The 26,472-nt window shown below is 70.6% G+C and carries 24 protein-coding genes and 1 riboswitch; of the genes, 7 read left to right on the top strand and 17 right to left on the bottom strand.

Annotation, left to right across the window (positions count from 1 at the left end; genetic code table 11):
- Positions 1 to 91: 91 nt before the first annotated feature.
- A complete protein-coding gene (locus ACFUJR_RS33145; protein WP_383176710.1) occupies positions 92 to 1,234 on the bottom strand; it encodes a glycosyltransferase family 4 protein in 1,143 nt (380 codons plus the stop codon).
- Positions 1,235 to 1,329: 95 nt separating this feature from the next.
- Between ACFUJR_RS33145 and ACFUJR_RS33140 the strand changes: the two genes are divergently transcribed.
- Positions 1,330 to 2,595, top strand: a complete 1,266-nt coding sequence (locus ACFUJR_RS33140) for a glycosyltransferase 87 family protein (protein ID WP_383176713.1) — start codon at positions 1,330 to 1,332, stop codon at positions 2,593 to 2,595.
- 106 nt (positions 2,596 to 2,701) lie between these two features.
- On the opposite strand, the gene ACFUJR_RS33135 is transcribed toward ACFUJR_RS33140, so the two are convergent.
- The 5 genes from ACFUJR_RS33135 to ACFUJR_RS33115 form a co-directional block, all read right to left on the bottom strand.
- The gene (locus tag ACFUJR_RS33135; RefSeq protein ID WP_383176716.1) at positions 2,702 to 3,931 is read right to left on the bottom strand and encodes a hypothetical protein; all 1,230 of its coding nucleotides are present in this window, start codon (positions 3,929 to 3,931) and stop codon (positions 2,702 to 2,704) included.
- Positions 3,932 to 3,971: 40 nt separating this feature from the next.
- A complete protein-coding gene (locus ACFUJR_RS33130) occupies positions 3,972 to 4,994 on the bottom strand; it encodes an NlpC/P60 family protein (RefSeq protein ID WP_383176719.1) in 1,023 nt (340 codons plus the stop codon).
- Positions 4,995 to 5,188: 194 nt separating this feature from the next.
- Complete coding sequence (locus ACFUJR_RS33125; RefSeq protein ID WP_383176722.1) at positions 5,189 to 6,217, bottom strand: NlpC/P60 family protein; 1,029 nt, start codon at positions 6,215 to 6,217, stop codon at positions 5,189 to 5,191.
- 256 nt (positions 6,218 to 6,473) lie between these two features.
- Positions 6,474 to 7,838, bottom strand: a complete 1,365-nt coding sequence (locus ACFUJR_RS33120; RefSeq protein ID WP_383176725.1) for an NYN domain-containing protein — start codon at positions 7,836 to 7,838, stop codon at positions 6,474 to 6,476.
- A 35-nt stretch (positions 7,839 to 7,873) separates the two neighbouring features.
- Complete coding sequence (locus ACFUJR_RS33115) at positions 7,874 to 8,116, bottom strand: hypothetical protein (protein ID WP_260228851.1); 243 nt, start codon at positions 8,114 to 8,116, stop codon at positions 7,874 to 7,876.
- A 156-nt stretch (positions 8,117 to 8,272) separates the two neighbouring features.
- Between ACFUJR_RS33115 and ACFUJR_RS33110 the strand changes: the two genes are divergently transcribed.
- Both ACFUJR_RS33110 and ACFUJR_RS33105 read left to right on the top strand, forming a co-directional pair.
- A complete protein-coding gene (locus ACFUJR_RS33110; protein WP_383176729.1) occupies positions 8,273 to 9,022 on the top strand; it encodes a rhomboid family intramembrane serine protease in 750 nt (249 codons plus the stop codon).
- On the top strand, positions 9,019 to 9,300 hold the full coding sequence (locus ACFUJR_RS33105) for an Lrp/AsnC family transcriptional regulator (protein ID WP_017238849.1): 282 nt from the start codon (positions 9,019 to 9,021) through the stop codon (positions 9,298 to 9,300). Before ACFUJR_RS33110 ends, ACFUJR_RS33105 begins: the two co-directional genes overlap by 4 nt.
- A 48-nt stretch (positions 9,301 to 9,348) precedes the next feature.
- Here the strand turns inward: ACFUJR_RS33105 and ACFUJR_RS33100 are convergent, their stop codons facing one another.
- From ACFUJR_RS33100 to ACFUJR_RS33075, 6 genes are all read right to left on the bottom strand, one after another.
- Positions 9,349 to 10,833, bottom strand: coding sequence for an aminotransferase class V-fold PLP-dependent enzyme (locus tag ACFUJR_RS33100; RefSeq protein WP_383176734.1), 1,485 nt, complete (start codon positions 10,831 to 10,833; stop codon positions 9,349 to 9,351).
- 190 nt (positions 10,834 to 11,023) lie between these two features.
- A riboswitch (SAM riboswitch) is annotated at positions 11,024 to 11,140 on the bottom strand.
- 77 nt (positions 11,141 to 11,217) lie between these two features.
- Positions 11,218 to 12,309 (bottom strand): anthranilate phosphoribosyltransferase, encoded by a 1,092-nt coding sequence (gene trpD / locus ACFUJR_RS33095; RefSeq protein ID WP_383176736.1) that lies wholly within the window; start codon positions 12,307 to 12,309, stop codon positions 11,218 to 11,220.
- A 121-nt stretch (positions 12,310 to 12,430) separates the two neighbouring features.
- On the bottom strand, positions 12,431 to 14,056 hold the full coding sequence (locus ACFUJR_RS33090; protein ID WP_383176739.1) for a cytochrome bc complex cytochrome b subunit: 1,626 nt from the start codon (positions 14,054 to 14,056) through the stop codon (positions 12,431 to 12,433).
- Positions 14,053 to 15,105 (bottom strand): Rieske 2Fe-2S domain-containing protein, encoded by a 1,053-nt coding sequence (locus ACFUJR_RS33085; protein ID WP_383176742.1) that lies wholly within the window; start codon positions 15,103 to 15,105, stop codon positions 14,053 to 14,055. The genes ACFUJR_RS33090 and ACFUJR_RS33085 overlap by 4 nt, the downstream gene beginning before the upstream one ends.
- Positions 15,102 to 15,911, bottom strand: a complete 810-nt coding sequence (locus ACFUJR_RS33080; protein ID WP_383176745.1) for a c-type cytochrome — start codon at positions 15,909 to 15,911, stop codon at positions 15,102 to 15,104. Before ACFUJR_RS33080 ends, ACFUJR_RS33085 begins: the two co-directional genes overlap by 4 nt.
- A 67-nt stretch (positions 15,912 to 15,978) precedes the next feature.
- Positions 15,979 to 16,599, bottom strand: coding sequence for a heme-copper oxidase subunit III (locus ACFUJR_RS33075; protein ID WP_383176748.1), 621 nt, complete (start codon positions 16,597 to 16,599; stop codon positions 15,979 to 15,981).
- A 177-nt stretch (positions 16,600 to 16,776) separates the two neighbouring features.
- On the opposite strand from ACFUJR_RS33075, the gene ACFUJR_RS33070 reads away from it, so the two are divergent.
- Entirely contained in the window at positions 16,777 to 17,178 is a 402-nt protein-coding gene (locus tag ACFUJR_RS33070) for a hypothetical protein (protein WP_383451034.1), read from the top strand.
- A gap of 40 nt (positions 17,179 to 17,218) precedes the next feature.
- On the opposite strand, the gene ACFUJR_RS33065 is transcribed toward ACFUJR_RS33070, so the two are convergent.
- The 4 genes from ACFUJR_RS33065 to coxB all read right to left on the bottom strand — a co-directional run bounded on the left by ACFUJR_RS33065 (position 17,219) and on the right by coxB (position 21,716).
- A complete protein-coding gene (locus ACFUJR_RS33065) occupies positions 17,219 to 18,472 on the bottom strand; it encodes an Ig-like domain-containing protein (protein WP_383179420.1) in 1,254 nt (417 codons plus the stop codon).
- A gap of 120 nt (positions 18,473 to 18,592) precedes the next feature.
- Entirely contained in the window at positions 18,593 to 18,991 is a 399-nt protein-coding gene (locus tag ACFUJR_RS33060; protein ID WP_352189325.1) for a cytochrome c oxidase subunit 4, read from the bottom strand.
- Positions 18,988 to 20,724, bottom strand: a complete 1,737-nt coding sequence (ctaD, locus tag ACFUJR_RS33055; protein WP_383179423.1) for a cytochrome c oxidase subunit I — start codon at positions 20,722 to 20,724, stop codon at positions 18,988 to 18,990. The genes ACFUJR_RS33060 and ctaD overlap by 4 nt, the downstream gene beginning before the upstream one ends.
- The gene (gene coxB / locus ACFUJR_RS33050) at positions 20,721 to 21,716 is read right to left on the bottom strand and encodes a cytochrome c oxidase subunit II (protein WP_383179426.1); all 996 of its coding nucleotides are present in this window, start codon (positions 21,714 to 21,716) and stop codon (positions 20,721 to 20,723) included. The genes ctaD and coxB overlap by 4 nt, the downstream gene beginning before the upstream one ends.
- Before the next feature lie 284 nt (positions 21,717 to 22,000).
- Here coxB and ACFUJR_RS33045 point away from each other — a divergent pair, with 284 nt between their 5' ends.
- Positions 22,001 to 23,383, top strand: coding sequence for a cysteine desulfurase/sulfurtransferase TusA family protein (locus ACFUJR_RS33045; RefSeq protein ID WP_383179429.1), 1,383 nt, complete (start codon positions 22,001 to 22,003; stop codon positions 23,381 to 23,383).
- Between the two features lie 191 nt (positions 23,384 to 23,574).
- Here the strand turns inward: ACFUJR_RS33045 and ACFUJR_RS33040 are convergent, their stop codons facing one another.
- Positions 23,575 to 24,549, bottom strand: coding sequence for a carbohydrate kinase family protein (locus ACFUJR_RS33040; protein ID WP_383179431.1), 975 nt, complete (start codon positions 24,547 to 24,549; stop codon positions 23,575 to 23,577).
- Positions 24,550 to 24,681: 132 nt separating this feature from the next.
- Between ACFUJR_RS33040 and ACFUJR_RS33035 the strand changes: the two genes are divergently transcribed.
- Positions 24,682 to 24,888 carry a hypothetical protein gene (locus ACFUJR_RS33035; protein WP_383179434.1) on the top strand — a complete coding sequence of 69 codons (207 nt, stop codon included), beginning with the start codon at positions 24,682 to 24,684 and terminating at the stop codon, positions 24,886 to 24,888.
- A gap of 101 nt (positions 24,889 to 24,989) precedes the next feature.
- Positions 24,990 to 26,429: a hypothetical protein gene (locus tag ACFUJR_RS33030; RefSeq protein ID WP_383179437.1), complete on the top strand. Its 1,440-nt coding sequence runs from the start codon at positions 24,990 to 24,992 to the stop codon at positions 26,427 to 26,429.
- Positions 26,430 to 26,472 lie beyond the last annotated feature (43 nt).

Here is a 26,472-nt window from a genome sequence, read left to right as displayed (position 1 = left end):
AGGAGAGCGCAGCGGGCTGCGCCGACGACCGACAACGCGGCGAGCGTGCGTGCCAGACGCCGCCGGGCAGCCGGGACTTCGACGACACGACCTAGAGCAGTTCCCTCAGGCGCTCCGCCAGGAGGTCCCAGCGCCAGCGCTCCTCCACCCAGTCACGGCCGCGGGCCCCCATGCGGGCGCGCAGCCCGGGGTCGAGCAGGAGGGTCGCGACGCGGTCCGCCGACTCCTCCGGGGCGTCGCCCCTGACCACCCAGCCCGTCTCGCCGTCCAGGACCGCGTCCGGCGCGCCGCCCGAGTCGCCCGCGACGACCGGCAGGCCCGTGGCCGAGGCCTCCAGATAGACGATGCCGAGGCCCTCGACGTCCAGGCCGCCGCGGCGGGTGCGGCAGGGCATCGCGAAGACGTCTCCGGCGCCGTAGTGGGCCGGCAGCTCCTCCCACGGCACCGCGCCGGTGAACCGTACGGAATCGGCCACCCCGGTCGTCGCCGCGAGGCGCCGCAGGTCGTTCTCGTACGGGCCGCCGCCGACGATCAGCAGCATCGCGTCCGGCACCCGGCGCAGGATCTCGGGCAGGGCGCGGATCAGCGTGTCCTGGCCCTTGCGCGGGACGAGCCGGGAGACGCACACGACCACGGGCCGGTCGCTGAGCCCGAGCCGCTCCCGTACCGCGTCCCCACCCGAGTCCGGGTGGAAGGTCTTCTCGTCCACGCCCGGCGGCAGCTGCACCATGCGCCGGGCCGCGGCCGGGGTCAGCGCGGCGGCGATCCGCGAGCGGGTGTACTCCCCGAGGTACGTGATCGTGTCCGTGCCCTCGCCGATCCGCCGCAGCAGCTGCCGGGAGCCGGGCAGCTGCGCCCAGCCCGCCTCGTGCCCGTGGGTCGTCGCCACGAGCCGTCGCGCCCCCGCCCTGCGCAGCGCGGGGGCCATCAGGCCGAGCGGAGCCGCGGCCCCGAACCAGACCGACTCACAGCGGTGTTCACGCAGCAGCGCCGTCGCCCGCGCGGTGACCCGAGGTGTGGGCAACAGCATGGTGGTGCTGTCCCGCACCACCGTGAAAGGCTGCTCGGCGTCGAACGCGGCGGTCGCCTCGATCCCCTCGCGGCTGCGCTTCCAGGTCGAGGCGTAGACCACGATCTTCTCGGGATCCAGACGCAGCGCCATGTTGTGCAGGAACGCCTGGATTCCACCGGGTCGGGGCGGGAAGTCGTTGGTTACGATCAGGGTCTTGTGCATCGTCGCCGAATGTACGTGACGGCACCCCCCGCCCGGCAACACCACCCGTCCGCGGCCGCGGACCGAACAGACCGACAGGATGGGACGAGGTAGGCATGACGGGCGTACTGGGTACTGCTGCCGAGCGCGCGAGACGAAACCCCATAGTGCTCTGGGGGCTCACCCGGGTCGTTCTGCTCCTCTGTGTCTTCAAGGTCGTCACAGTCCCGGGGCCGGACATCACCAGCGACATCGAGCAGATCTACCAGGGCTGGTTCGAGGTCCTGAAGACCGGCACGTACCCGCTGGACGACGTGACCTGGCAGTACCCGCCGCTCGCCGCCCTCGCGATCCTCTCCCCCGCGGTGCTGCCGTTCCTCGGGTACTCCGCGGCCTTCTTCGTCCTCGCCTTCCTGTGCGACGCGCTCGTCTTCGCGCTGCTGATGTACACGGGCCGGCGGCGCGGCCGGAGCCGGCACGGCGCCTGGATCTGGATCGCGGGCGTGCCGCTGCTCGGCCCGACCGCGTACGCCCGCTACGACCTGATGGTCACCACCGTGGCGGTGGCCGCGCTGCTCGCCGGCGTGCACCGGCCGCGCGTCCTCGGCGCCCTGGCGGGCTTCGGGGCGATGCTGAAGGTCTGGCCGGCGCTGCTGCTCGTGGGCACGCCCCGCGGCCGTGCGACGTTCCGCTCGTGGTCGACGGCGGCCGGTGCGGCCGCCGGGCTGCTGCTCCTGTGCGTGCTCGCGGCGCCCGGGGCGCTGGCCTTCGTGACGTACCAGCGCGATCGGGGGCTCGAACTGGAGTCCCTGGGGGCGATGGTCTTCCATGTGGCCCGGCACCTCGGCTGGGACGGCGTGGCACAGATGAACTACGGCTCGATCGAGTTCCTCGGCCCGTACGTCTCCTCCGTCGCCACGGTCGCGATGGGCCTGACCATCGCCGCGTTCTGCTGGCTGCTCGTGTGGCGGATACGCGCCCGGGGGTTCACGTCGGCGACCCCCGCGGACGCGGCGTTCGTGGCGGTGTTGCTCTTCACCACCACGAGCCGGGTGATCAGCCCCCAGTACATGCTCTGGCTGGTCGGTCTGGCCGCGGTGTGCCTGGCGTACCGGACGAGCCGGATGCAGCGGCCGGCGCATCTGGTGGTGTGGGCGACGGCGGTGACGCAGTTCGAGTTCCCGGTGTGGTTCTCGCATGTGACGGACAGCGACCCGCTGGGCATCGCGCTGCTGCTCATACGGAACGGGCTGCTGGTCGCCGCGTCGGTCTCGGCCTGTCGCGTCCTCTGGCAGCAGACGGTCACCGAGCCGCGGCTCGCCCCGGTGAAGATCCCGGCTCAGGCGGAACCGGAGCGCGCGCGGAGTCTCCCGGTCGGCTGAGCGACGGGCGTACGGCGCTGCAGCAGCCCCAGGGCCGCACCATGGCCCGCCATGGCGAGGGCCATGGCACAGCACTCGGCGGCGACGGCGGCCGGCCGGCCGCTTCCTATGCCAGGCGATCCCGTACGAAGTCTCGCCAGGCCGCGGTGAACTCCTCCGGGGTCGTGTCGAGGACCTCGGCGAGCGCCTTCTCCACCGCGCCCTCGCGCTGCGGGTGGGCGCCCACCGCGCGGTAGAAGGCGGTGAGCTTCGCCTCGCCCCAGCGCTCCGCGATCAGCGCGCAGGCCAGCCAGCCGCCCTCGTAGGCGCGGGCCAGGGCGTCCGCGTCGCTGCCGAAGGCGAAGGCCTCGTCCCCCGGGAGGGCCGGGGGGATGTCGCCCGCATGGACCGCGCGGCGTAGTTCCGGGGCCGCCTGGGCGGCCGTGCGGCCCGTGCCCCGGTACGCGACCCAGTCGGCGAAGCCCTCGGAGAGCCAGACCGGGGTGGACGCGGACGTGGCGGCGCGGGTGGCCACGTGGGTCGTCTCGTGGGTGAGGACGACCTGCTGCCCGAAGCCCCCGAGGACCCCGTACGCCTCGGGGTTGACGATCACCCGGTCCGCGGGCGCGTCCGGCCCGCCGCCGACCTCCCCCGTGGTGACCGCCGCTATCCCCCGGTACGAGGCCGCCGGCGTCCCGAGCAGCCCGCCCATGGCGTCCAGCGAGGCGGGGACGAGGACCACCACCCGGCCCGCCCACGTCGTGCCCCAGGCCGCCGAGACCGCGGGCACCGCCCGGTCGACGGCCGCCGCGAGGGCCTTGAGCCGCTCCTCCGGCTGCCCGACGCCGAGTACGAGGCTGCGCCCTCCCCGTACCGCGTCCACCTCGCCCTGCTGCCACAGCTGCTGGGCGGCGCCGTCGGCGGGCCGTTCACCGGTCACGTACCACCGGCCGTCGCGTTCCGTCAGGTCCAGGACGCGCTCGGTGGTGACCGGCCCGGAGTCGTACCCCGCGATCCGGTGGCTGAGTTCGGCTCGGACCGTCGCCCGGCGCTCCCCCGCCCGGTCCCCTCCCTGCCGCTCGACGGCCTTCACGTGGTACTCCCACGAGGCGAGCGGCACCTCCGTGAGCCGGTCGAACTCCCTGAGCGCGGTGGGCGCGAACGCGGGGTCGAGCCCCACGGCGTACGCCGTCTCGTCGCGGGCCAGCAGGGCCCGCGCGTGCCGGTCGAGGAGGGTGCGGATCTCCTGGGGCGCGGGATCGGCCGCGTCCGGGGCGGCGCAGCCGGTGAGGGCGAGCAGGACCGCCGCCAGACAGGCTGCCGCCCATCGCACCGCTCCACGCCCCTGACCTGCCACGCACCCGATCGTACGGGCAGACGACCGGACAGGTGTCCGGTCAGACCCGGGTCACCGTCACGTGGGACATCATCCCGACGGGGTCGTAGCGCACCCGCGCGCCGGGATAGGGAGCGTGGATGACCTGTCCGTTGCCCGCGTAGATCCCGACGTGGCTGGCGTCCCCGCGGTAGGTGACGAGGTCGCCGGGCTGCGCCTGCGAGAGCGGCACCCGCCGGCCCGCGTTCCGCTGGGCCGCCGAAGTGCGCGGGAGGCTGATGCCGGCCTGCCGGTACGACCAGACCATCAGGCCGGAGCAGTCGAAGGCGGACGGCCCGGTCGCGCCCCACACGTAGGGCTTGCCGATGGCGCTGCGGGCGGCGATCACCGCGGCGGCGGCGCGCGAGGAGGCCGGGCCGAGGTCGGCGAGCGGCGGCAGCTCCCCGGCGCGTCCGTCCCGGCCCTGGGGAAGGGAGGTCCGGCCCTCGAACTCCGCCCGCTCCTCGTCCGTCAGCGACTGCAGCACCCGCCGGGCCTCGGCGAGCTTCCGCTCGACGGTGCGTTTGTGCCGGGCGACCTGGGTGCGGCTGCGCTCCAGCTCGACGAGGAGACGGCCGGCCTCGGTCCGCTCCTGGTTCAGCCGGCGCAGTTCGTGCTGGAGTCGGCCGAGCGCCACGCTCTGCCGGGCGGTCACGCGGTCCAGGACGGAGGCCTGGTCGAGGTAGGAGTCGGGGTCGGAGGAGAGCAGCAGCGCGAGAGCGGGGTCGATCCCGCCGGAGCGGTACTGGGCCCCGGCCACCGAACCGAGCGCGCCTCGCATGCGGTTGATGCGTTCCTGGCCGCGCGCCACGCTGTCCTTCGCCCGGGAGACCGTCCCGCGCAGCTCGTCCGCCCGCTCGTCGGCCTTGTTGTAGCCCTCGGTGGCCTTCTCGGCCTCCTCGAAGAGCCGGTCGACCGTGGCGCGCGTCGTCTCCGCGGTGCCGCTCGGGTCGGCGCTCGCGGGGACGGCGCCGAAGGCCGTGGCCGCGGTGGCCGCGGCGGCGGTCAGGACGGTGACCCTGGCGGGTCGTCGGTGGGACGCCACGTATCGCGCTCCGTTCGGTGTTACCCAGACTGGCGCGGCAGACAGTAGCCGGTGATCACTCTCCGTCCAACGAAGCTTCCCGACACGCAAAGTGACGCCCCGCCGGAGACCACAGGTCACCGGCGGGGCGTCAGGTCAGCGAGAGATGCGACATTCCACCCGATTGGGCGTCATGTCGGAGCGCGGCGGTCGCGTCAGATGCGGACGCCGAACTGGAAGGTGCCCATGTAGCTCATGGACTCGTAGCGGACCGAGGCGCCCGGCTTGGGGGCGTGCAGGATCGTGTTGTTGCCCGCGTACAGACCCACGTGCGACAGGCTGTTGAAGAAGACCAGGTCGCCCGGCTTGAGCTGGCTGCGGCCGATCTTCACGCCGTCGTTCTGCTGGGTGTAGGTGGTGCGGGTGAGCGTGACGCCGGCCTGGCGGTAGGCCCACTGCGTCAGACCGGAGCAGTCGTACGAGTTGGGGCCCTCGGCGCCGGAGACGTACGGCTTGCCGATCTGGGTGGCGGCGGCGCTGAGCGCGGCGGCACCGCGCTGCGAGGCCGGCACCTCGTTGCCGAGGTCGACGCGGTCGCCGGCGGCGCGGCTGGCGCGCTGCTCCTCGGCCTGCATCTTGGCGCGCTCGGCGGCGGTGAGGGTGTTGAGCAGCTTCTGCGCCTCGGCAAGCTTGCCCTGGTAGGCCTTCTTCTTCTCACCCAGGGTCTTGCGGACGTCCTCGAGGTCGGCGAGCTTTGTCGTCGCCTCGGCGCGCTGCTGGGCGAGCGTGCGCTGCTTGGACTGGATCGACTGGAGCACGTCGGCCTGCTTGGCGCCGAGCTGGTCGATCGCGGACGCCTTGTCGAGGTAGGTGTCCGGGTCGGAGGAGAGGAAGAGCTGGAGCGCCGGGTCGATGCCACCGGAGCGGTACTGCGCGCTGGCCACCGAACCGATGTTGTCCCGCAGAGTGTTGAGCTCCTGCTGACCGCGCGCCACCTTGTCCTGAAGGGCGCCGATCTCCTTCTGCAGCTTGCCGCGGCGCTCCTCGGCCAGGTTGTACTGCTCCGTGGCCTCCTCGGCCTCGTGGTGCAGCTTGTCGACCTTCGACTTGACGTCGTCGATCTTCGGCTTGGGGGCCGCCTGGGCGCCCGACTGGACAGAGAGCGCGACGGCCGCGGCGGCGGTCGCGGTGAGCACGGTCACGCGGGTGCGGCTCGGCTGCTTGGGACGACGGTGGGACGCCACGAAGGCGATCTCCTTCTTCCTCGAGCCGCCCAACCAGGCTGCGGCAGGCGGTTCCTCCGCTGCCATCCCGGATGGATGATCAACCGCGCGGAGGTTCGAGGCCCGACCCTAGTGACCATCTTGTGATCAGTTCAAATCCTCACGAGCAAAATCTCGCCCACGCGGCACTTTATTTACACACACCGCACGGGTAGTGACGGCCACTTGACCGTACGCCCTCCAGAATTCGGGCATTAAGCCCAGGAGTTACGAAGTGTCACGAGGCGCGCGAAAGCCGCTTCAGCAACAAGGCGGACGCGACCGGCCGCGCACCGGCCTTGGCGACCCCGTCGGCCACCTCGCGGTCGGTGGAGACCACGACGACCGGACGGCCCGGCGGCTCGGCGCGCACCAGCTGCCGGATCAACTCGTCGGCCGTCACGCCCGGCTTGGAGAAGAGCACCCGCACCCCGCGCGGCGGGGCGAGGAGCACCGGGGCGGCGAGCTCAGCCCCGTCGAAGACGCAGGTGACCTCGGCGCCCGAGCGGGCCGCGAGCGTGGAGAGCCCGCCGAGCAGCCGCAGCCGCTGCTTCTCCAGCGGCATGGTCGGATAGCCGGTCTTGGTGACGTTGTAGCCGTCCACGACCAGATGTGCCTGTGGCAGCGCCAGGAGCTGGTCCAGGAGCGCCGGGTCGGTCTCGGAGAGCGCGCGGGCCGCGATGTCCTTCGGGGACATCCGTCCGGGCTCCACCGCGTCGACGGTGTCGGCGGGGTGGACGGAGACCGGCGGCAGGGCCAGTTCGCGGCGCAGTCCCTGCGCGGCGTCGAGCACCGTGTCGAGCAGCAGTCGCAGCCGCATGTCCTCCACCGAGCGCCCCTCACGGGCGGCCCGGCGACTCGCCTCCAGGGCGGCCTCGACCTCACCGAGGCGGGCCTTGAGACGACGGGTCTCGCTCTCCGCCGCCGAGACCTGTGCCGCCGCCTCCGCCTTGGCCGTGTCGATCTCGGCGTGGGCGCGGCGCAGCGCCGCCTCGCCGCGCTTCACGTCGCTCTGCGCGCTGCGCAGCTTGCGATGAAGCGATTCCGCTTCCCTGCGCGCCGCCTCCAGGTCGTGGCGCAGCTCCTCGGTCTCCGCACGGCCGCGCTCCCTGGCGGTGGCGACCTCCTCGCGAAGCCGCTCCAGCTCGCGCCGGCCGGCCTCGTCCGCGCGCTCGGCGTCCGCCCGCTGGGCCTCCTCGCCCGCGGCGGCGACCAGCTTGACCCAGCCGGTGGGGCGCAGCACGTAGGCGGCCGCGGCGACGTCGACAGGATCGGCGGCGGCGGGCGGGGCGCCGGTCTCGACGGCCCCGGCCAGTTCGGGCTGCGCCTCCTTGAACCGCTCGCCGATCCGCTGCCGGAACAGCGGATCGCTCTCCAGGGCGGCGGCCATGGCGTTGCCGGCGAACTTGGCCCGCCGGCTCGCGGTGAAGCGGGCGTACTGCCTCAGGGGTGCCGGAAGTTCCGCGACGGTCAGCCCGCCGAAGGCGTCCGAGACCAGCGCGACGACCCTCCGCCGTACACCGTCCGGGAGCGGGCGGTCGAGCGTCTCGGCAGCGTCACCTGCCGCGCCGGCCGGTTCACCACCGCGCGCGGGCTGCTCCACGTTGCGTCACCCCATCGTGTTGCGCACCGCCGCCGTCAGGAAGCGGTGCCGGGCCTGTCCACCAGTTCGATCTGGTCCACCGCGTTGCACCAGCGGCAGCGGACCGACTCGATGGTCTCACTGACCACCTCGCGCTCCTCGACCTTCGGCTCTCCCGCGAGATCCAGATGGACGTACTCGACGACCTTGGAGGATCGGGTCACATCGAACCGGGTCAGGTTGCCGCACAGGGTGCAGCGCCAGCGGGTCTCGGCGGTCGGCAGGGGAACCGTCGTCATCGTGCCGTCCTCTTTCATGTGCGTGGTGCGGGTGCGGGTGCCGCGGTGCGCCATTGAACTGCGGAGGTACTGCCCGTAACCCTACGGCCTCGCAGGTACCCCGTGTCGCGGCGAGGCACTCTGTCCAGGTCGGCCCCGTTACGCCATGATCTGTCCATGATCGACAGGCGGCGCATCGCATGGCGGGAGACGGCACTCGGGGCGTGCCGGGGAGCCTGGAGCGGGCCCACGGTGACGTATGCCCTGATCGCCGCCTGCTGCATCACGTTCCTGATCAGCCCGGTGTCGGGCCTCGATCCCTCCTACGGGACCGGGGACAGGGCTCTGGCGGCCCAGAGCGCGTACTACCACCGCTGGGGGGTCGTGCCGGCCGAGCTGATGAACGGTGAGCCGGGCACGCTCGTCACCCCGCTGACCGCTCTCTTCGTCCACGGCAGCTGGCTGCACCTGCTCGGGAACATGCTGTTCCTGTTCGTCTTCGGCGCGATGGCGGAGGAACGGATGGGGGCGCTCGGCTTCGCCCTCTTCTATGCGGGCTGCGGCTATCTGGCGCTGCTCGGCTACGCGGCGGCGTACGCGAGCAGCGCGCAGACGCTGGTCGGGGCGTCGGGGGCGATCTCGGGGGTGCTCGGGGCGTTCCTGTACCTCTTCCCGCGCTCCCGGGTGACGAGCCTGTTCCCGTTCCTGTTCTTCCTGCCGCTGCGGTTTCCCGCCTGGATCGTGCTCGTCTTCTGGTTCGTGCTCCAGTGGCTCGCGGCCCGATCGGCCGGGGCGGGACCCGGTGTCGCCTACCTGGCCCATGTGGTCGGCTTCGCCGTCGGCTTCCTCTACGCCTGGGGCCGCTACCGAGGTGGGGCTACAGTGAAGCCCCCAGCCGCGGCGACCGAGGGAGAAAGCCAGCCGTGATCACCGCGATCGTGCTCATCAAGACCAGCGTGGACCGCATTCCCGAGATCGCGGAGTCGATCGCCGCGCTCGACAGCGTCAGCGAGGTCTTCTCGGTGACCGGCACGTACGACCTGATCGCCATGGTCCGCGTGCCCCGGCACGACGACCTCGCGGACGTCATCCCCGGGCGGATCAGCAAGATCCCGGGCGTCGAGGCGACGGACACGCACGTGGCCTTCCGGACGTACTCCCAGCACGACCTGGAGGCCGCCTTCGCGATCGGGCTGGAGTCCTGACGGAGGGGGCCCCGACAGGAGGCCCCCTTCACCCGTACGAGTGGGTGTTCAGCCGCGGTCCGGGACGCAACGGCCGTCCTCGGCACGGTACTTCCACCGCGCTCCGTCGCGGACGAGTTCCTTCACGGCCCGTACGAAACGCTCCACGTGCTCGTCGGGCGTACCGGCGCCGAAGCTGACGCGGATGGCGTTGAGCGACTTCTCGCCGGGCGCGGCCTCGGGGGCACCGCACTCGCCCTGGGTCCGCGGGTCGCTGCCGAGCAGGGTGCGGACGAGCGGGTGGGCGCAGAAGAGACCGTCGCGGACGCCGATGCCGTACTCGGCGGAGAGCGCGGCGGCGAAGTGGGAGCTGTTCCAGCCCTCGACGACGAAGGAGAGGACACCGACCCTCGGGGCGTCGTCACCGAAGAGGGAGAGCACCTTCACCTCGGGGACCTCGGCGAGGCCCTCCCGGACGGTGGCGACGAGCTGCTGCTCACGGGCGACGAGGGAGTCGAACCCGGCCTCGGTGAGCGCCTTGCAGGCGGAGGCGATGGCGTAGACGCCGATGACGTTCGGCGAACCGGCCTCGTGGCGGGCGGCGGTGGTGTGCCACTCGACGTCCACGCCGCCGGCCCCTTCCCCGCTGACGCGTCGACTCACCTTCTTGGACGCCCCGCCACCGGCGAGGTACGGGTCGGCGTCCTGGAGCCAGTCGGCGCGGCCCGCGAGGACTCCGGAGCCGAAGGGGGCGTACAGCTTGTGGCCGGAGAAGGCGACCCAGTCCACGTCCAACTCCCTTACCGAGACCGGGTGGTGGGGCGCGAGCTGGGCGGCGTCGAGGACGATCCGGGCGCCGTGGGCGTGTGCGGCGGCGGCCAGCTCCTTCACGGGCCACAGCTCGCCGGTGACGTTGGAGGCTCCGGTGACGCAGACGAGCGCGGGACGTGTGGGGTATCCCCTGCTCGAGCGAAGCCGAGAGCTTGGGGAAGGGTCGCGGTCGGCGAGGGCGCGCTCCAGGGTCTCGACGGCCTGGGCGGGCGTGCGCGGGGCGTCCAGGTACGTGACCCGCGCCTCGCTCCCCCTCCGCCCCGGGGTGTCGGGGGACCCCCACGGCAGGAGCGAGGCGTGGTGCTCGGTCTCGAAGACGAAGACCTCGCAGTCGGCGGGGAGCGCGGCGGCGAGCAGGTTGAGCGAGTCGGTGGTGGAGCGGGTGAAGACGACCTGGTCACCGGGGCGGCAGTCGAGGAACCCGGCGACGGTGACGCGGCTGCTCTCGAACAGGTCGGTGGAGAGCTGGGAGAGGTACCCGGCGCCCCGGTGGACGCTGCCGTAGTACGGGGCGTAGGCGGCGACGTCGTCCCAGACCCGCTGCAGGGCCGGCGCGCTGGCGGCGTAGTCGAGCGCGGCGTAGGTGACCTCGCCCCCGGTCACGAGCGGAACCGTGACGTCCCGTCCGAGGACCGGGAGCGGGGCGGCGCAGCAGGGGTCGTCGGAGTCGGTGGTGGCGCAGGCGGCGGTCGTGGGGGCGGCGGCGTTCGGGTACGCGGACATGGCGGTGTCTCCTGGGCGGGAAGGGCAGCGAAGGGCCCGCGGGGCAGCGCGAAGGAGGGTGCCTCACACGGGTGTTGCCTCGACGCACGGTGTTCGTACGGAGGGTGGGGAAACGGGGCCGACGGGCCCTAGCGCATTCGCTTGCTCACGAGACTGCTCCCTTGAGGACCAGGACCCCAGGGTGTGCAGGGGTCCGCGCTTGCCGCGGACCTTGCTGTCCACGGCCTGGTCTTCACCCGGGGCACCCCGCCACGGACGGAGGGTTGCCGGACAGCCAGCCGGGGCTTCATGGCTGTCACTCATGACCTGGCACTGAACGTATGCCACGTGATCGCCGGCGCGCAACCCCGTTCCGGATGGCAGAACGGGGTGCGCGCGGCGACGCTACCTGTTGCTGGCCGCGACCCAGCGCTCCAGCGCCTGCCTGGCCGCCCCCGAGTCGATCGACTCGGCCGCCCGCGCGATTCCCTCGCGCAGCTGCTCCACCAGGGTGCCCGCGCCCGGCTCCAGGGCCGTGAGCGCCGCAGCCGAGTTGAGCAGCACCGCGTCCCGTACGGGACCGGTCTCGCCCGCGAGCAGCCGGCGGGCGACATCGGCGTTGTACGAGGCGTCGGCGCCGCGCAGCGCCTCCACCGGTACGAGTTCGATGCCGACGTCCCGGGGGTCGAAGGCCTCCTCGCGCACCGCGCCGTCCCGTACGACCCACACACGGGAGGTCGCGGTGGTCGTCAGCTCGTCCAGGCCGTCGTCGCCGCGGAAGACCAGCGCCGAGGAGCCGCGCTCGGCGAGCACGCCGGCCATGATCGGGGCCATCCGGGCGTCGGCCACACCGGTCGCCTGCGCCTTGACGCGGGCGGGGTTGGTGAGCGGACCGAGGAAGTTGAACGTGGTGCGGATGCCCAGCTCCTTGCGGGCCGCGGCCACATGGCGCAGCGCCGGGTGGAACTTCACCGCGAAGCAGAAGGTGATCCCGGCCTCCTCCGCGACCTCGACGACCCGCTGCGGGGTGAGCTGCAGGTTGACGCCGAGCTTCTCCAGGACGTCGGAGGCGCCGCTGGCGCTGGAGGCGGCGCGGTTGCCGTGCTTGACGACCTTCGCGCCGGTGCCGGCGACGACGATCGCCGACATCGTGGAGATGTTGACGGTCTTCGCGCCGTCGCCACCGGTGCCGACGATGTCCACGGAGGGGCCGGGGACCTCGATCACGTTGGCGTGCTCGTACATCGTGTTCACGAGGCCGGAGATCTCCTCGACGGTCTCGCCCTTGGCGCGCAGGGCCACGGCGAAACCGGCGATCTGGGCGTCGGTGGCCTCACCGCGCAGGATGCGGTCCATCGCCCAGGCAGTGTCCTCGGCGCTCTGGTCGCGGCCGGTCAGCAGTCCGTCCAGGACCGTCGGCCAGGAGCGGCCCGCCGACGTAGGTCCCCCCCTCGCTCCGCTGGGGGTACCCCCACCAGCGGGGGTCACAGCGCTCATGGCAGCTCCCGGTCGTCACGTAACGGATACAGGACCCACCCTATCGACCCGCAGGGACGGCAAAGAGCCCCGTCCATCGAATGGACGGGGCTCCCGCTGTGGCGACCTCTAGGTCAGGTGATCAGTGGTGGCCGTGGCCGCTGGTGATCTCCTTGTACTCCTCGGCGGTCGGCTTGGCGATCTGGCTGTCCTCGCCGTAGTAGCTCTTGTTGAGCCTGACGCGGAGCTTCTCCATACGGCCGACCTTGCGCTCGACGCCGTTCTCGTCGACCAGCGGGCCGATCTCGGCCGGCTGGTTCTGCTCGTGCGCCGTGAGGCGGTACAGCTCGCCCTGGCTGAGCGGCTGGTGGACCTCGACGAACTCTCCGTGCGGCAGGCGCTTGATGATGCCGGACTCGCGTCCGTGCAGCACCTTGTCCTTGTCACGGCGCTGGAGGCCGAGGCAGATCCGCTTGGTGACGATGAACGCGATGACCGGTCCGAGGAAGAAGAAGATCCGGACGAACCAGGTGATCGAGTTGATCGACAGGTGGAAGTGCGTGGCCCAGAGGTCGTTTCCACCACCGATGAGCATGACCATGTACGCGGTGATCCAGGCGACACCGAAGGCGGTGCGCGTCGGAGCGTTGCGCGGGCGCTGCGCGATGTGGTGCTCGCGCTTGTCGCCGGTGATCCACGACTCGATGAACGGGTAGACCGCGATGGCCGCGAGGACCAGCGGGAAGATCGCCAGCGGGATCATCACGCCCAGGACGAGCGTGTGGCCCCAGAGGTTGATCTCCCAGCCCGGCATGACACGGATCAGACCCTCGGCGAAGCCCATGTACCAGTCGGGCTGCGCGCCGGTGGACACCATGTCCGGGCGGTACGGGCCGAGCGCCCAGATCGGGTTGATCGAGGCGATCGCCGAGATGACCGCGATGACACCGAAGACCAGGAAGAAGAAGCCTCCGGCCTTGGCCATGTAGACCGGCAGCAGCGGCATGCCCACGACGTTCTTGTTCGTACGGCCGGGGCCCTCGAACTGCGTGTGCTTGTGGTAGAAGACCAGGATCAGGTGGGCGACCACCAGACCCAGCATGATGCCGGGCAGCAGCAGGACGTGCGCCGAGTAGAAACGGGCCACGAAGTCGCCGCCGGGGAACTCCCCGCCGAACAGGAACATCGACAGGTACGTGCCGATGACCGGGACGGACAGGATCGCGCCCTGCATGAAGCGGACACCGGTGCCGGAGAGCAGGTCGTCCGGGAGCGAGTAACCGGTGAAGCCGGTGAACATGCCCAGGAAGAACAGCAGGAAGCCGAACAGCCAGTTGATCTCACGCGGCTTGCGGAACGCGCCCGTGAAGAACACGCGCATCATGTGCACGAACATGCCGGCGAGGAAGATCAGCGCCGCCCAGTGGTGGATCTGCCGGATGAGCAGACCACCGCGCACATCGAAGGAGATGTGCATGGTCGAGTTGAACGCCTCGGACATCAGCTGACCCTGCAGCGGGACGTAGCTGCCGTGGTACTCCACCTCGTTCATCGACGGGTGGAAGAACATCGTCAGGTACACACCCGTGAGGATGATGATGATGAAGCTGTAGAGGCAGATCTCACCCAGCATGAAGGACCAGTGGTCCGGGAAGATCTTCCGCATGTTGGCCTTGGCCAGGGAGTAGATCCCGAGACGGCCGTCGGCCCAGTCGGCGACCCGCTCACCGGCGGGTGCCTTCTTCTTCGTATCGGTCACAGTACTCATCCGCGCTCCCAGAAGGCAGGGCCGACGGGCTCGTCGAAGTCGCCGAGCGCCTCCAGGTTGCCCTTGTCGTTCACACCGATCCGCAGCTGCGGAAGGGCGTGGCCGGCCGGGCCGAAGATGACGCGGGCGCCGTCGGAGAGGTCGAAGGTGGACTGGTGGCACGGGCAGAGCACGTGGTGCGTCTGCTGCTCGTACAGCGAGATCGGGCAGCCCACGTGGGTGCAGATCTTCGAGAACGCGACGATGCCCTCGTGCGACCACTCGAGTTCGCGCCTGTCCTTGATGTCCTCCGGCTGGATCCGGACGATCATCAGGGCGGCCTTGGCGATCTGGACCTGGAAGTCGTGGTCGTGCTCGGACAGGCCCTCGGGCATGGCGAAGGTCAGCGAACCGACCGCGACGTCCTCGGGACGCAGCGGCTCGTGCGTGTTCATGTTGATGAGCTGCTTGCCGTTGGCCCACAGGGTGGACCGGAGCTTCTTCTCGGGCAGCGGGCCCATGTCACGCAGCAGCACGAGACCGGAGAGCGGTACGAGCGACAGCGCGCCGAACATCGTGTTGCGGATCAGCTTGCGGCGGCCCATGCCGGACTCGGCGGCACCGGCCGCGAAGTCCGCCATGACCTTCGCCTTGGTCTCCGGCGGCGCCTCGATCGGGTGACGCTCGTCGGCGATCTCCACGTCGGACATCAGGGTGCGGGCCCAGTGGACCGCGCCCGCGCCGATGAAGAAGAGCGCCGCGCCGAGGGTGAGACCCAGGGCGAAGTTGAGCGCGCTCACCCGGCCGAACGGCCAGATGTAGACGATCTTGTCGACCGGGAAGATCACGTACGACGCGATGAAGCCGACGGTGGCCAGCATCGACAGCGTGAACATGAAGGCGACCGCACGCTCGGACCGACGTGCGGCCCGCTCGTCGATGTCCTGGATGCGCGGCTTGTGGGGCGGAAGGCCCGGGTCCGCGAACGGGTCGTCGAGGACCTTCACCGCGCCGTGCGCGGTGTCCTGCTCAGCGGGCAGGTTCTCTTCTGGAATCTCTTGGCTACTCATGACTTCTTGGCCTTAGCGGTGTGGGCCGCGACCCAGACGGCAACGGCGATCAGGCCACCCAGTCCGAAGACCCATGCGAACAGACCCTCGCTGACCGGGCCGAGACCGCCGAGCGAGAGCCCGCCGGGGTTGTCGGTCTTGTCGCTGTTGACAGCCTGGACGTACGCGATGATGTCCTTCTTCTCCTTCTCCGGCATGGTCGTGTCCGGGAAGGAGGGCATGTTCTGCGGGCCGGTCTGCATGGCCTCGTACAGGTGCTTCGGGCTCACGCCTTCGAGGTTCGGGGCGTACTTGCCGTGCGTCAGCGCGCCGCCCTCACCGGTGAAGTTGTGGCACTGGGCGCAGTTGTTGCGGAACAGTTCGCCACCACGGGCGGCGTCGGCACCCTCAGGGCTGTACTGGTTCGCCTTCGGCGTGGTCGGGCCGGCGCCGAGGGAGGCGATGTACGCCGCGAGCTGATCGATCTCAGCCTGCGTGTAGATGACCTTCTTCTTCGGCACCTGGGCGCCCGGCTGCTGGGCCGGCATGCGGCCCGTGCCGACCTGGAAGTCGACGGCCGCGGAGCCGACGCCTACCAGGGACGGGCCGTCAGAGGTGCCCTGACCGCCGGTGCCGTGGCAGCTGGCGCAGCCGACGGCGTAGAGCTTCTGGCCCTCCTCGATGGCGAGGGACTGGGCGGTTTCATCGGCCTTCGCCGTGCCCGCGGGCGCGAACGCGGCGTACAGCCCCCCGGTGGCCGCCAGCGCGAGGAGTAGGACGACGACAGCCGCCAGCGGATGGCGTCGTCGTGCGGAGAGCTTTTTCACGGATTACCCCGGTGTCAGGATCTTCTGCGTCGGTGCTTGCTGGATGTGCTCGGGTCCCGGGACCCGATTACTTGATCATGTAGATCGTGGCGAAGAGGCCGATCCAGACGACATCGACGAAGTGCCAGTAGTAGGACACGACGATGGCGGCGGTTGCCTGCTCGTGAGTGAACCTCTTGGCGGCGTACGTCCGGCCGAGGACCAGCAGGAAGGCGATGAGACCGCCCGTCACGTGCAGGCCGTGGAAGCCGGTGGTCAGGTAGAACACCGAGCCGTACGGGTCCGACGAGAGCGAGAGCCCCTCGTGCTTGACCAGCTCGGTGTACTCGAAGACCTGGCCGCCGATGAAGATCGCACCCATCACGAACGTGATGATGAACCACGTCCGGAGCTTCTTCACATCGCCCCGCTCGGCGGCGAAGACGCCGAGCTGGCAGGTGAGGGAGGAGAGCACCAGGATCGTGGTGTTGGTCGCCGAGAACGGGAAGTTCAGGGTGTCGGCCTTTTCCGACCAGAACTCGGGACCTGTCACCGATCGCAGGGTGAAGTACATCGCGAAGAGGGCCGCGAAGAACATCAGCTCGGAACTCAGCCAGATGATGGTTCCGACGCTGGTGAGGTTCGGTCGATTGACCGACGGGTGCGCGTGCCCGGTATCTACTGTCGTTACTGTCGCCACGACCGACATTATGTCGGTCGCTTATCCCGCCCTCACTCCGGGGGGTGCCGTTCGGAGTGTCAGGGGCGTCTGTCCAGCCCGAACGGCCCATCGAAGTGGCCTCCCAACCGGTGTCGTACCGGTGTTGACGGGGTGTGGGACGGAGTAGCATCCCGCGCATCGGTTGATGACCTTCACGGAGGAACGATGCAGTCGAGCGCCACGGTCCTGGTCTACAGCGACGACGCCAACACGCGGGAACAGGTGCGGCTGGCGGGGGGCCGCAGGCCCGCCGCCGACGTTCCGCCGGTCGAGTTCATCGAATGCGCGACACTCCCGGCCGTGCTCAAGCGGCTCGAGGAGGGCGGCATCGACGCCTGCGTCCTGGACGGCGAGGCGGTGCCCGCGGGCGGCATGGGCGTCTGCCGGCAGATCAAGGACGAGGTCTTCCACTGCCCGCCGGTGCTGCTCCTGATCGGCCGCCCGCAGGACGCGTGGCTGGCCACCTGGAGCCGTGCGGACGCCGCGGTCACCCTTCCGGTGGAACCGGTCGAGTTCGCGGCGTCCTTGGCGGCCCTGCTCCGCTCACGCCTGTCGATCGACGCGTGACGGGACCTGGCGAGAGAGCGCTCCGGAGGCGAACGAGCCCTTATACGAGCGGCCTCAGCCGGGTCGGGTCCGGCTGATGGGCGGCGCTCTTGGTGTCGGCGACCAGGGCGCTGCCCTCGCGCCACTTGTCCCAGGGCAGGTTCCAGTCGCCGAAGCCGTTCCCGAACGGGTCCATCGTGTCGCCGATGCTGTTGACGGTCTGCACGATGTCGCCCGGACGGACGGTCTCGAAGAACCAGGCCGCGTTCCCCGTCGACATGCCGACACAGCCGTGGCTGACGTTCGCGAACCCCTGTGAGCCCACGGACCAGGGCGCGGCGTGGACGTACTCGCCGCTCCAGGTCACCCGTGTCGCGTAGTAGACGGGCAGGTCGTACGACTCCGGGCTGCCCTCCGCGATGCCGACGCTGGTGCCGCGCATCCGGACGAAGTACTCCTTGCCGAGGATGACTTTGATGCCGTTACGGGTGGAGAAGCCCGGTTTGCCGGTGGTCACCGGCATGGTCTTGATCACTTCTCCGTTGCGCCGCACGGTCATGGAGAACGAGCCGGCGTCCGCGATGGCCTCGATCCGGTCACCGATCGTCAGCTTGAGCGGCTTCGAGTCCCCGCCGTACAGCTTGTCGCCGACCTTGACGCCCGCCAGGTTGGCGGTGGCCGTGATGGCCGCGCCCGCGGGCCAGTACTCCTTCGGACGGAAGTGCAGTTTCCGGTCGTCCACCCAGTGCCAGGAGCCCTCGACGGCCGGGGTGGAGCGCACCTTCAGGGCCCGTTCGACGACCGCCCGGGCCTTGCGGTCCTTGACGGGGAGGCTGAGGTCGGCCGTGATGGGCTGACCGACGCCGTACTTGCCCGCCTCCGGGCCGAACGCGACCGTCAGGGCCCGCTCGGCCGGGGCCGTCTCGAACGTGAACGTGCGGGTGCCGGGGGCCCCGTCCTCGTCCTCCGTGGACACCTTGACGGTGTAGCGGGCGCCGGCCGTCAGGGAGCCCGTGGAGCGCCAGAGACGGCCGTCGGCGGTGAGTTCGCCGGCCAGGTGGTGCCCGGCCGCGTCGACGGCCGTCACGTCCGTGATGCGGCCGTCCGTGCCCTTGGCCGTGATCTCCAGGGCCTTGTCCGGGTCGGCCTTCTTGCCGTCGGTGGGGGCGCTGAAGGCGACCTGCTCCGCCGCGTCGTAGGGCTTGGCGGAGAGGGGGTTGCCGTCGGTGCCCGCGCAGGCGCCGGCGCCGACGGTGACCAGGAGGGCCAAAAGGGTGCAGCTCAGAACAGTCCGAATGCGCGGCGTGTCGTTCATGACATCACCGTAAGAACAATCCTCGCGGCCAGCGCGTCGAGTACTGCAAACGAGGGGCCCGGACACTTCGGGTGACGAAGTGTCCGGGCCCCTCGGAGTGTTGCGGGGTACCGCTACGGGCTACTGGTTCTGGTTCTCACCGCGGTAGAACTCGAACACCCAGCCGAACAGGCCGACCAGGATCAGCGGAGCCGAGAAGTACAGGATCCACCAGCCCATCGCGACGGCGAGGAAGGCGAGCGCGCCACCGATGGCGAGCGACAGCGGCTGCCAGCTGTGCGGGGCGAAGAAGCCCACCTCGCCGGCCTCGTCCGCGACGTCGGCCTCCTTGTCGTCCTGCGCCATCGCGTCGACCCGCCGGGCCGTGAAGGCCAGGTAGTAGCCGATCATGATGGCGAGGCCGAAGGCCAGGAAGAGCGCCGTCGTACCGACCGGCTCCTTCGACCAGACGCCGTAGAGGATCGCCATGGCGAGGATGAAGACGCTCAGCCAGATGAACATCTTGCCCTGGATCTTCACTTGCCGGCCTCCTTGCTGCCGGTGAGGGCCTCGGCCTCGTGCGGCTTGTTCTCGAGCTGGTCGAGAGCGGCGATCTCAGGGTGGTGCAGGTCGAACGCCGGGGATTCGGAACGGATCCGCGGCAGGGTGAGGAAGTTGTGCCGCGGGGGCGGGCAGGAGGTGGCCCACTCCAGCGAACGGCCGTAACCCCACGGGTCGTCGACCTCGATCTTCTTGCCGTACTTGGCGGTCTTCCAGACGTTGTACATGAACGGCAGGATCGACAGACCGAGCAGGAACGAGGAGATCGTCGAGATCGTGTTCAGCGCGGTGAAGCCGTCGGCGTCCAGGTAGTCCGCGTAACGACGCGGCATGCCCTCGGCACCCAGCCAGTGCTGCACCAGGAACGTGCCGTGGAAGCCGATGAAGAGCGTCCAGAAGGTGATCTTGCCGAGCCGCTCGTCCAGCATCTTTCCGGTGAACTTCGGCCACCAGAAGTGGAAGCCGGCGAACATCGCGAAGACCACGGTGCCGAAGACGACGTAGTGGAAGTGCGCGACGACGAAGTACGAGTCGGAGACGTGGAAGTCCATCGGCGGCGAGGCCAGGATGACGCCCGTCAGACCACCGAAGGTGAAGGTGACCAGGAAGCCGATCGTCCAGAGCATCGGTGTCTCGAAGGACAACGAGCCCTTCCACATCGTTCCGATCCAGTTGAAGAACTTCACGCCGGTCGGTACGGCGATGAGGAACGTCATGAAGGAGAAGAACGGCAGGAGCACTCCGCCTGTGACGTACATGTGGTGGGCCCACACGGTCACGGAGAGACCGGCGATCGCGATCGTCGCGGCCACCAGACCGATGTAGCCGAACATCGGCTTACGGCTGAAGACCGGGATGACCTCGGAGACGATGCCGAAGAACGGCAGCGCGATGATGTACACCTCGGGGTGTCCGAAGAACCAGAAGAGGTGCTGCCACAGCAGCGCGCCACCGTTGGACGCGTCGAAGATGTGCGAGCCGAACTTGCGGTCGGCCTCCAGCGCGAAGAGCGCGGCGGCGAGGACCGGGAAGGCCAGCAGCACCAGCACACCGGTCAGCAGCACGTTCCAGGTGAAGATCGGCATGCGGAACATCGTCATGCCCGGAGCGCGCATGCAGATGATCGTGGTGATGAAGTTGACCGAGCCGAGGATCGTGCCGAAGCCGGAGAAGGCCAGACCCATGATCCACATGTCGGCGCCGACACCCGGCGAGCGGACGGCGTCCGACAGCGGGGAGTAGGCGAACCAGCCGAAGTCGGCCGCACCCTGCGGGGTGAGGAAGCCGGCCACCGCGATGATCGAGCCGAAGAGGTACAGCCAGTACGCGAACATGTTCAGCCGCGGGAACGCCACGTCGGGCGCGCCGATCTGCAGCGGCATGATCCAGTTCGCGAATCCGGCGAACAGCGGCGTCGCGAACATCAGCAGCATGATCGTGCCGTGCATCGTGAACGCCTGGTTGAACTGCTCGTTCGACATGATCTGCGTGCCCGGACGGGCCAGCTCGGCGCGCATGAAGAGCGCCATCAGGCCGCCGATGCAGAAGAAGACGAACGACGTGACCAGGTACAGCGTGCCGATCGTCTTGTGGTCGGTGGTGGTCAGCCACTTCACCACCACATTGCCGGGCTGCTTGCGGCGTACCGGGAGCTCGTTCTCGTACGAGTCCTCAGCCGCGGCCGCACCCTGGGGTTCGTTGAGGATGCTCACAGTTGGTTCTTCTCCGCATTCCTGGCCGGGTCCGTCTGCTCAATGCCCGACGGGATGTAGCCGGTCTGCCCCTTCTCCGCCAGCTCCTTCAGGTGCTGCTGGTAGCGCTCCGGAGAGACCACCTTGACGTTGAAGAGCATCCGGGAGTGGTCGACACCGCACAGCTCGGCGCACTTGCCGAGGAAGGTGCCCTCCTGGTTCGGGGTCACCTCGAAGACGTTGGTGTGACCCGGGATGACGTCCTGCTTGAACAGGAAGGGGACCACCCAGAAGGAGTGGATGACGTCACGGGAGGTCAGGACGAACCGGACCTTCTCGCCCTTGGGCAGCCACAGGGTCGGGCCCGGGTTGCCGGTCTGCGGGTTCCGGTCACCGGGGATACCGGCGTCGTAGACACCGCCGGCGTTCGCGGGGAACTGGTCCTGGTACTTGTCCGGAATGGCGTCGAGGTTGGGGGCCGTCTGCGCGTCACCCGTCACCCCCGGCACGTTCTCGATGTAGTTGAAGCCCCAGCTCCACTGGTAGCCGACCACGTTGATCGTGTGGGCCGGCTTGTCGGAGAGCGACAGGAGCTTCGACTCGTCGCGCGCGGTGAAGTAGAAGAGCACCGACACGATGATGAGTGGAGTGACCGTGTACAGCGCCTCGATGGGCATGTTGTACCGCGTCTGCGGAGGTACCTCGACCTTGGTGCGGCTGCGCCGGTGGAACATGACGGACCACAGGATCAGCCCCCACACCAGGACGCCCGTGACGAGCGCGGCCGCCCAGGAGCCCTGCCAGAGGGAGAGGATCGTGGGAGCCTCTTCCGTGACGGGGGTGGGCATGCCAAGGCGGGGGAAGTCTTCCCAGTTGTACGAGCAGCCGGTGGCTGTCGCCAGGATCAGGCCCGCAGTCAGCACCTGCGGCAGCTTCCGCCGCATCGGGCGCCGAGACGTGGGGGTACCACCCGCGCCTTGGCTGCGGGGGAGGTCGGAGCCGTTGGGACTCACGTAGCGCCTTCCCGAGAGTCTCGGCCCGCGCTGGTCGGCTACGGCCGTCTCGCTGGTCGGTCGCCGCCCCGGCCGCGGGCAGGGGTTTGGATGTTTATGCGGACCAAACCCTACTGGACGCTATTTGGGGTCGCGCGGGGAGGGTGCCCAACGCGCCGTCCGACTCCCCGAAGGGGTGGACCCGCTCCCTCCGCAGGCGGGTCCCGGCCGCCGGACGTGCGGCGATCGACGGCCCGCGCGGGGCATCTGACGGGGGATTACGGAGCGGGGGCTAGCGTGGGCGCGTGCCCTACTTCGACGCCGCTTCCTCCGCCCCGCTCCACCCCGTCGCCCGCCAGGCGCTGCTTGCCTCCCTGGACGAGGGCTGGGCCGATCCGGCCCGGCTCTACCGGGAGGGACGGCGGGCCAGGATGCTGCTCGACGCGGCGCGGGAGGCCGCGGCGGATGCCGTGGGCTGCCGCCCCGACGAGCTGGTGTTCACTCCTTCGGGGACGCGTGCGGTGCACTCGGGGATTGCCGGCGCGCTCGCGGGGCGTCGGCGTGTCGGGGGCCGGCTGGTGGTCTCGGCGGTCGAGCACTCCTCCGTACTGCACGCGGCCGAGGCACACGCGGCGGCGGGCGGTTCGCTGACGGAGGTGCCGGTGGGCCGGTCAGGGGCGGTGGAGGCCTCGGCCTTCGCGGCGGCCCTGGAGCCGGGGACGGCGCTGGCGTGCCTGCAGTCCGCCAACCATGAGGTGGGGACGGCGCAGCCGGTCGCGGAGGTCGCGGAGGCGTGCGGGGCAGCGGGGGTGCCGCTGCTCGTGGACGCGGCGCAGTCGCTGGGCTGGGGGCCGGTGGAGGGGCCCTGGTCGCTGCTGGCGGCGAGCGCGCACAAGTGGGGCGGTCCGGCGGGCGTCGGCCTGCTCGCGGTCCGCAAGGGTGTCCGCTTCTCTCCCCAAGGTCCGGCGGACGAGCGGGAGTCGGGCCGGTCGGCCGGTTTCGAGAACCTGCCGGCGATCGTGGCGGCGGCGGCGTCGCTGCGGGCCGTGCGGGCGGAGGCGGAGGCCGAAGGGGCGCGACTGCGGGGTCTGGTGGACCGGATCCGGGCGCGGGTTCCGGAGCTCGTGCCGGATGTGGAGGTGGTGGGCGACCCGGTGCGCCGGCTTCCCCATCTCGTCACCTTCTCCTGTCTCTATGTCGACGGAGAGACGTTGCTCCACGAGCTGGACCGGGAGGGTTTCTCCGTTTCGTCCGGTTCGTCGTGTACGAGCTCGACGCTGACGCCCAGCCATGTGCTGCGCGCGATGGGAGTGCTGAGCGAGGGCAACGTCCGGGTGTCGCTGCCGGCGGGCACACCGGAGGAGGACGTGGACCGGTTCCTGGCGGTGCTGCCGGGGGTGGTCGCGCAGGTGCGGGACCGGCTCGGCGCTCCGGAAGCGGCGACCGAGCCGGGCGTCTCGGGGTCGCTCGTGGTCGACGCGCTGGGCAAGCGCTGCCCGATCCCGGTGATCGAGCTGGCGAAGGTGATCGGCGACGTGCCGGTGGGGGGCACGGTCACGGTCCTCGCGGACGACGAGGCGGCCCGCCTGGACATCCCGGCCTGGTGCGAGATGCGCGGCCAGGAGTACGTGGGCGAGGAGCCGTCCCCGAAGGGCGGGTCGGCGTACGTGGTGCGCCGGTTGGCGTAGGGGAGGTCTGGCCGGTCAGGCCGGACCGAGCGGCGTCCGGTGCCGCGCATCGCACGGCGCGGGAGGGGGCCGATGCGGAGCATCGGCGACCGACGACAAACGCCGCGAGGCGCGGTGCCAGGCGTCGCGAGCCCGGCATGACCGGCCAGACAGCCCCAGGGGGCTCCGCGCCGGGCGGAGCCCCTCCGGGGTCAGCTCAGGTGCGCCTGGACCTCGGCCGCGGCCTCGTCGCCGTACGCCTTGGTGAAGCGCTCCATGAAGTTCGCCCGGCGCAGCGTGTACTCCTGGGTGCCCAGGGTCTCGATCACCAGCGTGGCGAGCATGCAGCCGACCTGGGCCGCGCGCTCCAGGCTGACGCCCCACGACAGGCCCGTGAGGAAGCCGGCGCGGAAGGCGTCGCCGACGCCGGTCGGGTCGACCTTGGCGTCCTCCTCCGCACAGCCGACCTCGATGGTCTTCCCGCCCGCGCTCTCGATGCGCACACCGCGCGAGCCGAGCGTGGTGACCCGGTGGCCGACCCGGCCGAGGATCTCCTCGTCGGTCCAGCCGGTCTTGGACTCGATGAGGCCCTTCTCGTACTCGTTGGAGAAGAGGTACGTGGCGCCGTCCAGGAGCGTGCGGATCTCCTGGCCGTCCATCCGGGCGATCTGCTGGGAGAAGTCCGCGGCGAAGGGGATGGCCCGCGTCTTGCACTCCTCGGTGTGGCGCAGCATCGCCTCGGGGTCGTCGGCGCCGATCAGGACGAGGTCGAGGCCGCCCACGCGGTCGGCGACGGCCTTCAGCTCGATCTGCCGGGCCTCGCTCATCGCGCCCGTGTAGAAGGAGCCGATCTGGTTGTGGTCCTTGTCCGTGGTGCAGACGAAACGGGCGGTGTGCAGGACCTCGGAGATCCGCACCGAGCCGGTGTCGACGCCGTGGCGGTCGAGCCAGGCGCGGTACTCGTCGAAGTCGTAACCGGCCGCACCGACGAGGATCGGGTTGCCGCCGAGCTGGCCCATGCCGAAGCAGATGTTCGGGCCCACGCCTCCCCTGCGGATGTCGAGGTTGTCGACGAGGAAGGACAGGGAGACCGTGTGCAGCTGGTCCGCGACGAGCTGGTCTGCGAACCGGCCGGGGAAGGTCATGAGGTGGTCGGTGGCGATGGAGCCGGTGACTGCGATACGCACGGCTGGGCGCTCCTGCGGGACGGAAAGGGGTTGACAGTTCACGCTACCGGCTGGAGGCTGTCCTGCCGAACAGTGGAAACTACCTCAGAGTAGGTCTTTTACCCGGAGCCGTCGCGTGCGTACGGTGCGCGTATGTCCACGTACCCCGCTCCTCGTGAGCATCAGGAGTCCGAGTTCAGCCTGGCCCAGCTGTGCGGTGACAGTGCGCGGATGGCCCCCCACTGGGTGGTGCCCGCGGCGGCCGCTCCCGCCAGGGTCTCCCCCGCACGTATCCACGGCATCGTCGTTCCACCCGCCTCGGCGCGGCTGATCGCCGCCACGTCCGAATACGGCGCCTGAGCGAGGGAACCAGCCGCTCGCCCATTCCGTCCCACTGATGTCCTCCGGGGGATGTCTCCCGGAAGGACGCCTTCAAGGGGCAGGGACGAAGGAGCGATGCGGTGAGCGGTACGGAGAACCGGCGGATGCGGCACCGGCCGCTGCTCGTGGCCTCGGTGGCGACGGGCGTCCTGCTGGCCGGCGGCGGTGGGGTGTACCTGGCGGCCACGGCCTCCGAGGCCGGTGACAGCCGGCCCGCGGGTGCGGCGGCTCCCCCGCCGCTGCGCCTGGACGCCAAGAGCGGAACGGGCGGCGTGGACGGTACGGGCGGTACGGACGGCGGGCCCGGCATCGCGCCGGGCGAGCCCGACCCCAACGGCGGCGGGGCCGTCTACAGGGCCAGGGGCCCCCTGCCCGACGGGCCCTCCTCGGCCGCGGTGCACCGGCCCGAGGGACGGGTCACGTCGGCGGAGGTGACCCGGCTGGCACAGGCCCTGGGCATCCCGGGCGCGCCGCGCCTGGAGGGCGGCGTCTGGAAGATCGAACCGGAGAAGGACAGCTCCGGGCTGCGGCTCGACGTGTCGGCCGAGGCCCCGGGCAGCTGGACGTTCTCGCGGTACGACGGCGGTCCGGTCGGTGACACCTGTCTCAAGGGCAAGGCGTGTCCTCCGCCGGGCGAGGTGAAGCCCCCGGGCGGTGGGCCGGTGAGCGAGGCGGCGGCGAGGGCGGCGGCCACCCCCGTACTGAAGGCGATCGGCCAGGAGGACGCGAAGCTGGACGCGAGCCAGCTGATGGGGGCGGTACGGGTCGTGAACGCCGACCCGGTCGTGGGCGGGCTGCCGACGTACGGCTGGTCGACCGGGATCCATGTCGGTCCGGGCGGTGAACTGGTCGCGGGAAGCGGGCAGTTGAAAGAGCCGGCGAAGGGGGCCGACTATCCGCTGATCGGCGCCGGGAAGGCCCTTGAGGAGCTGAACAAGGCGTCGTCCGGTCCCGGCTCGATCGGCATCGGCGGCTGCGCGACGGATCCGCCGGCCGGGGAGGTCCCGACGGTGACCTGCGAGCCCGGCGCCGAGCCGAAGGAGCTGACCGTGACGGGCGCGGTCCTCGGACTCGCGGCGCAGTTCGTGGACGGCGAGCGGGCGCTCGTACCCTCCTGGCTGTTCCAGGTGGAGGCGGAGGCCGGGGCGAAGCCCCACACGGTCGTCCGGACCGCGGTGGCGCCGGAGCATCTGGCACCCCCGGCCGAGCCGAGCCCCACGCCGACGCCGGACCCCGGCCAGGGCACGGCGCCCGTGCGGCAGATCGAGTCGTACCGGGTCGACGGCACCGGCACGAAGCTCTCGGTGACCTTCTGGGGCGGGGTGTGCAGCACCTACACGGCGACGGCCGGCGAGAGCGTCGACGAGGTCACCGTGCGGGTGACGGAGAAGGCGATCGATCCGGGCAGGGCGTGCATCGCGATGGCGGTCGAGGTGACCCGGACGGTGACGCTGGAGCAGCCACTGGGCGGCCGGACGGTCGTGGACGCGCCGAGCGGCGAGCCGGTCCCGCGCCGGTAGGCACGCGGACCACGGCGTACGTACGAGGGCGGCCGCCCCGGAA

This window comes from Streptomyces sp. NPDC057271 (assembly GCF_042668715.1).
Taxonomy (GTDB): Bacteria; Actinomycetota; Actinomycetes; order Streptomycetales; family Streptomycetaceae; genus Streptomyces.
This window is presented reverse-complemented; position numbering and strand designations above follow the sequence as displayed.

Excerpts from the sequence above, each read along its gene's own strand:
- ACFUJR_RS33115 (WP_260228851.1), bottom strand. The coding sequence starts at position 8,116 with ATGACGACGGTTCCCCTGCCGACCGCCGAGACCCGCTGGCGCTGCACC.
- ACFUJR_RS33035 (WP_383179434.1), top strand. The coding sequence starts at position 24,682 with ATGTCCACGTACCCCGCTCCTCGTGAGCATCAGGAGTCCGAGTTCAGC.
- ACFUJR_RS33110 (WP_383176729.1), top strand. The coding sequence starts at position 8,273 with ATGATCGACAGGCGGCGCATCGCATGGCGGGAGACGGCACTCGGGGCG.
- ACFUJR_RS33140 (WP_383176713.1), top strand. The coding sequence starts at position 1,330 with ATGACGGGCGTACTGGGTACTGCTGCCGAGCGCGCGAGACGAAACCCC.
- ACFUJR_RS33100 (WP_383176734.1), bottom strand. The coding sequence starts at position 10,833 with ATGTCCGCGTACCCGAACGCCGCCGCCCCCACGACCGCCGCCTGCGCC.
- ACFUJR_RS33085 (WP_383176742.1), bottom strand. The coding sequence starts at position 15,105 with ATGAGTAGCCAAGAGATTCCAGAAGAGAACCTGCCCGCTGAGCAGGAC.
- ACFUJR_RS33070 (WP_383451034.1), top strand. The coding sequence starts at position 16,777 with ATGCAGTCGAGCGCCACGGTCCTGGTCTACAGCGACGACGCCAACACG.
- trpD (WP_383176736.1), bottom strand. The coding sequence starts at position 12,309 with ATGAGCGCTGTGACCCCCGCTGGTGGGGGTACCCCCAGCGGAGCGAGG.
- ACFUJR_RS33075 (WP_383176748.1), bottom strand. The coding sequence starts at position 16,599 with ATGTCGGTCGTGGCGACAGTAACGACAGTAGATACCGGGCACGCGCAC.
- ACFUJR_RS33065 (WP_383179420.1), bottom strand. The coding sequence starts at position 18,472 with ATGAACGACACGCCGCGCATTCGGACTGTTCTGAGCTGCACCCTTTTG.
- ACFUJR_RS33145 (WP_383176710.1), bottom strand. The coding sequence starts at position 1,234 with ATGCACAAGACCCTGATCGTAACCAACGACTTCCCGCCCCGACCCGGT.
- ACFUJR_RS33090 (WP_383176739.1), bottom strand. The coding sequence starts at position 14,056 with ATGAGTACTGTGACCGATACGAAGAAGAAGGCACCCGCCGGTGAGCGG.